This window comes from Marinobacterium iners DSM 11526 (genome assembly GCF_900107855.1).
GTDB classification, from domain to species: Bacteria; Pseudomonadota; Gammaproteobacteria; order Pseudomonadales; family Balneatricaceae; genus Marinobacterium; species Marinobacterium iners.
The window spans coordinates 1-4283 of record NZ_FNRJ01000040.1 but is presented as its reverse complement, the minus strand read 5'-3'; the positions used below and the strand labels follow the sequence as shown (position 1 = coordinate 4283).

Here is a 4283-nt window from a genome sequence, read left to right as displayed (position 1 = left end):
GCGCTTACCGTGCCGCTCACACTGGTGAGACTGTTGTAGCGGTCGTAGCTGAAGTTCAGGCCACCTTTACTCAGTACATTGCCATTCGCGTCGTACGTGTAAATACTTTGCGTTGAACCACTGATTTCGAGCAGACGGTTGCTCCAGCTGTCGACGTAGTACGTATCCACCAACTGGCCAGCTGTTTCACTCAAGCGGTTTCCGTTGCTATCGTAAGTCCAGCTTAGAATAGTGGAGGGCGTTTGCGCATATTCCAGCCGACGCAGAGGGTCATAATCAAAGACTAACTGACCGGTGACCTCCTGATTGATACCCGTAATATCATCGTTGCCATTAAAGCTGTAATTCCGGTCGAGTAACTGGCCGACCTGAGTAGCGGTGAGCCGGTATTGGCTGTCGTATGTATTGGTTAGCGTTAGCCCGTTGCCATAGGTCAACCCACTGACGGGCCCGAAGGGGGCATGGGTAATGCTGTTGGCCAGCGTTGTCGTCACACCGCCCTGGACTGTGGAGATAGACTCAATATTCCCCACGGCGTCTCGCTGAAACAGTACGACCCGTCCACTCGGGTAAGTGATTGAAGACAAGACGTCGGCGTCGTTGTATCCATACCCAATAGTCTGGGCAATGCCACCCAGTACGTGGGTAACGCTGGCTTTCAATCCTCGTGCTGTATAATCGTAACTGATATTTGTGTTCGGCCCTGTGATATTGGTGAGTTGACCAATACCATAACTTGCGTTGGGGTCATCGTACGTCAGGGTTATCGTCTGACTCGGATCATAAGGGTCTTCGATCTCGATCAGACGATTGAGTGCATCGTACGCGTAATGGGTTTGCTGTCCGTTAGCATCAGTTTCGCCTGTTAGGTTGCCGGCGGAATCATAGGTGTAGCTCGTTGTCCCCGTATCAGGGCTGATTTGCTGCACCCTGTCACCGTAGCCATTGTAAACATACTGGGTGGTGTGGCCATTTGGATCAGACACGGATGTCAGCTGGTTCAGACTGTCATATGAATACAATGTCTGCCCTTGCAAGGCGTCTGTTGTCTGTGTAAGCCGGTTTAGGGCATCAAAAGCATGCGCAGTCGTGTTGGCTTCCCCGTCGATGGCTTGGACCAGATTGCCATTTAAGTCATATTGCCGTTGCTGGCTGCCATTGAGCCCCACCACCTCAAGCAAACGCGAGAGTTCGTCATATACTTGAGCACGGGTATAACGCAGGTTTTCATTTGCATCCAGAATACGCTCTTCGACTCGATTGCCTGCGGCGTCTAAAACATACTCGATGCGGTTGCCAAGCGAGTCGGCAATGGCACTCACACGACCGGTATCATCGTAGAGGTAAGTAAGTGTTGTTTGGTCGGGTAAGGTGATACCGGTCAGATTACCGATAGCATCATATGCAAAACCGGTGGTGGCGCCGGCGGTGATGCGCGTTATCAGTCGGCCAAGGCCATCATAGGCCAGCGTCGTTAATACCCCGTTAGGGTCAACTAATGTCAGAGGCCGTCCGTCGGCATCATGCGCAGTGATCTCACTCACTTGGCCAAGGGCATTGGTCACCTGAATCAAGTTGCCTTGCGCATCGTAGTCGTAACTGGTGACATCTTGCACATCAGTACGGGGGCCATCAGCTGTTGCCAGCTGGCCGGGAATCGGGCCATTTGTCCCGGCGGTATCGGGATGATAGGTGTAAGTCCAGCTGCGATTAGCGTGCGCCGCGTTGACGCCTAACGCCAGTAATAAAACGCCGCCTAGCAGGTGCGTGCCCAAATGCTTCATCATAGTGTCATTCCTCACGTATTGTCCTTGTATGCCATATCCACCCTGGATGGCAGCTCCGATAGTGTTCAGGTTTGAAAACTATCAGGGCTGCGGCGTCACCACCTGACTCAATAAACGCCCGGTAGCGTCATACGTCATCTCAGTGACTCGCTGCGGCTCGGTAATCATGACCGGTAGCTGTAAAGTCGGGTGCCACTGGGTTGTGATTGTCCGTGCTTCAGGGGTCCCGCTTGCTTCCGTTCTACTCGTTTCCAGTCCGCGACTGTTGTATTGGTAAACGGTCACAATCCCGCGTTCATCTGTTTTGCTTGTCAGTAAACCCCTGGTGTCATAGCTGTAGCTGGAGTTACTGGCAGGGCAATTAGGCGTTGGCTCGCCATCTATCGATGCTATACGCTTCACACCGTCAATGACGACGTAGTGGTAGGTCACTTCACGACCAAGCGCATTCGTGACAGTCACCGAACCATCAGTGTTATAAACGATGCTGGTCTCATCAGCGCCGTCTGCATGAACACTTTTAGTAGCGCGTCCCGATGAGTCGTATTCCCAGGTGACATAACGTATCCCCCGCTCATCGGTGATGCCCGTCAGGAATTGCGGGTAAGTAGCGTTCTCGTAGTGAAATGTGCGCTCAAACGTCTGACCACCCGCCAGGGTAGTAACCTGAGTCAGACGTGACGAATCGTAGGTGTAAGTGGTCGACAAAGAGCTAGTGACCAACGAAAGCGGTTGGAAGTGTTCATCCTGAGTGAATGTCAACTGACGGCCAAATGTATCTTCTACCAGTACATCAGTTGCACCATAGGTCAGCACATGAAATTGTCCGTTGATATTGGCCATCCGTGTGAGACGCCCCTGACTATCGAAGTCGAAAACGTCCTGCCTGGAAGAGGTATATCGCCACCCAGTACCGCTTTGTTCCAAGGTTCCCAACTCTGCCGGGCTGGGAGTGATCGTGCTGCCAGTGACAGTAAATACCGACTCACGACCATCAGCTAGGATTAATGTGATGAGTCCACTCGTGATGTTTAGGCGTGTGGAATAACTGTGCCTCCAGTAACCATCTACACTGTTGTAATGCCGAGCAAAGAACAGCGGATACGGCCCATTCGCACGATAGTCTTCTTCCTTCTGGAATTTGTTACCGATCGCCGTGTTGATGGGATTCCCCTGTGAATTGTTGGGTGCATCACAAGCCAGGGTCTCGGGTTCACCTTTATTCTTTCCTAGGGTGACCTCAGGGTCGTAGAACAGGTTCATGCTGTCCGTTGCACTGCATCCGCCGGCACTTCCTGATACTGAAAAGAAATTGTTACCTTCTCTCAGGTTAACAGACACTCCACGCGTTTCCAGGAAACTCACGGCAGCGGTAAAAGATCCTGAATAATTGAAAAATGGGGTGCCGTTTAGGGTGGCGGTAACGGTGCCATAGTCACCATGCTGAGCATCCGCACCACCTTGACCGTATACGGTGATAGTAGATGACCTGACGGTTGTACCATCACTGGGTGACGTAAACTGTAGCGTACATGCAGCATTTGCGATCGAAGAGAAGCCTTGCGCTGCAAGCAGGAGCCCTGTGATCGATGCAATTCGAAGCATTTTGCTCATCATTAAATCCTTTTAAAGTGTTAATGCGTTATATAGATCACGCTCTTTCCACTTCACTTATATAAAGTGTCCAGAACTCTATGACCAAGCTTGATGTGGTTTATTAGCAGCAATGTTCATGCTTATCTTAATAAATCCATGACGTTATATTGATGATATCAATGAGCTACGATGAGTTAGCCCAGCAGGCTCAGCGTCTAACGAGCAAGATGCTTCCACTATTAATGGGCAACGCGCGATGCTGGCTTTCTTGACTCTGGTGTTTCGTGCAGAGAATTTTGGCGGACTGAAAGATCGCAGGGCAAAAACGACACGACTCAAAATGCTGGTGCAATTTGCCCTGCGACTGCGACTCGATTGAGGTGAGCGTTTCGGAATGGCGTATATGCTGCTACTGTGAAATGGTATTTTCAGCTTCATTTGAACATCCTTGTTTGTCGCTGAACAGCATTTAAAACAGCGTGTCAAAAAAACGACACTAATAAATCGCTATCCTTTGCGAAATTCAAAAGCATTCTCATTGAGTCTAGCATTACACAATAAATTAGCAACACTAATTCTAAGCACTAGATGTGAATACTAAACACGTTGTTCACGCAGCTTCGGTATTCGAGACACCGGCGGTAGATTTCCGATACTGCCATGAGGGCGCTGTTTATTGTAGTGGTTGATCCAATCTGTCAGCGCCCATGTCCTTGATATGTCGTTTGCATAGGGCATCGCATACGCCCATTCCCGGATCATTGTCTGTATAAAACGCTCCGCCTTGCCGTTCGTTCTGGGCGTGTATGGGCGCGTGTACACATGCTTGATCCCTTCCCGTTGTAAAACTGCATTGAACCGACGGGAACGATAAGCAGGGCCGTTATCGGTCATCAGGCG

General features: G+C 50.5%; 3 protein-coding genes. All 3 read right to left on the bottom strand.

All coding sequences use genetic code 11. The annotated features are described in order from the left end of the window. Positions 1-1787 (bottom strand): RHS repeat domain-containing protein (locus BLV48_RS18575; protein ID WP_139253991.1); only part of this gene is annotated, 1787 nt, incomplete at its 3' end. A gap of 81 nt (positions 1788-1868) precedes the next feature. Then, on the bottom strand, positions 1869-3401 hold the full coding sequence (locus tag BLV48_RS19440) for a DUF6531 domain-containing protein (protein WP_254775089.1): 1533 nt from the start codon (positions 3399-3401) through the stop codon (positions 1869-1871). 579 nt (positions 3402-3980) lie between these two features. Next, the coding region (locus BLV48_RS18565) for an integrase core domain-containing protein (RefSeq protein ID WP_139253990.1) at positions 3981-4283 on the bottom strand (303 nt) is incomplete at its 5' end.

Coding starts and splice junctions, on each gene's coding strand:
- BLV48_RS19440 (WP_254775089.1), bottom strand. CDS start 3,401: ATGAGCAAAATGCTTCGAATTGCATCGATCACAGGGCTCCTGCTTGCA.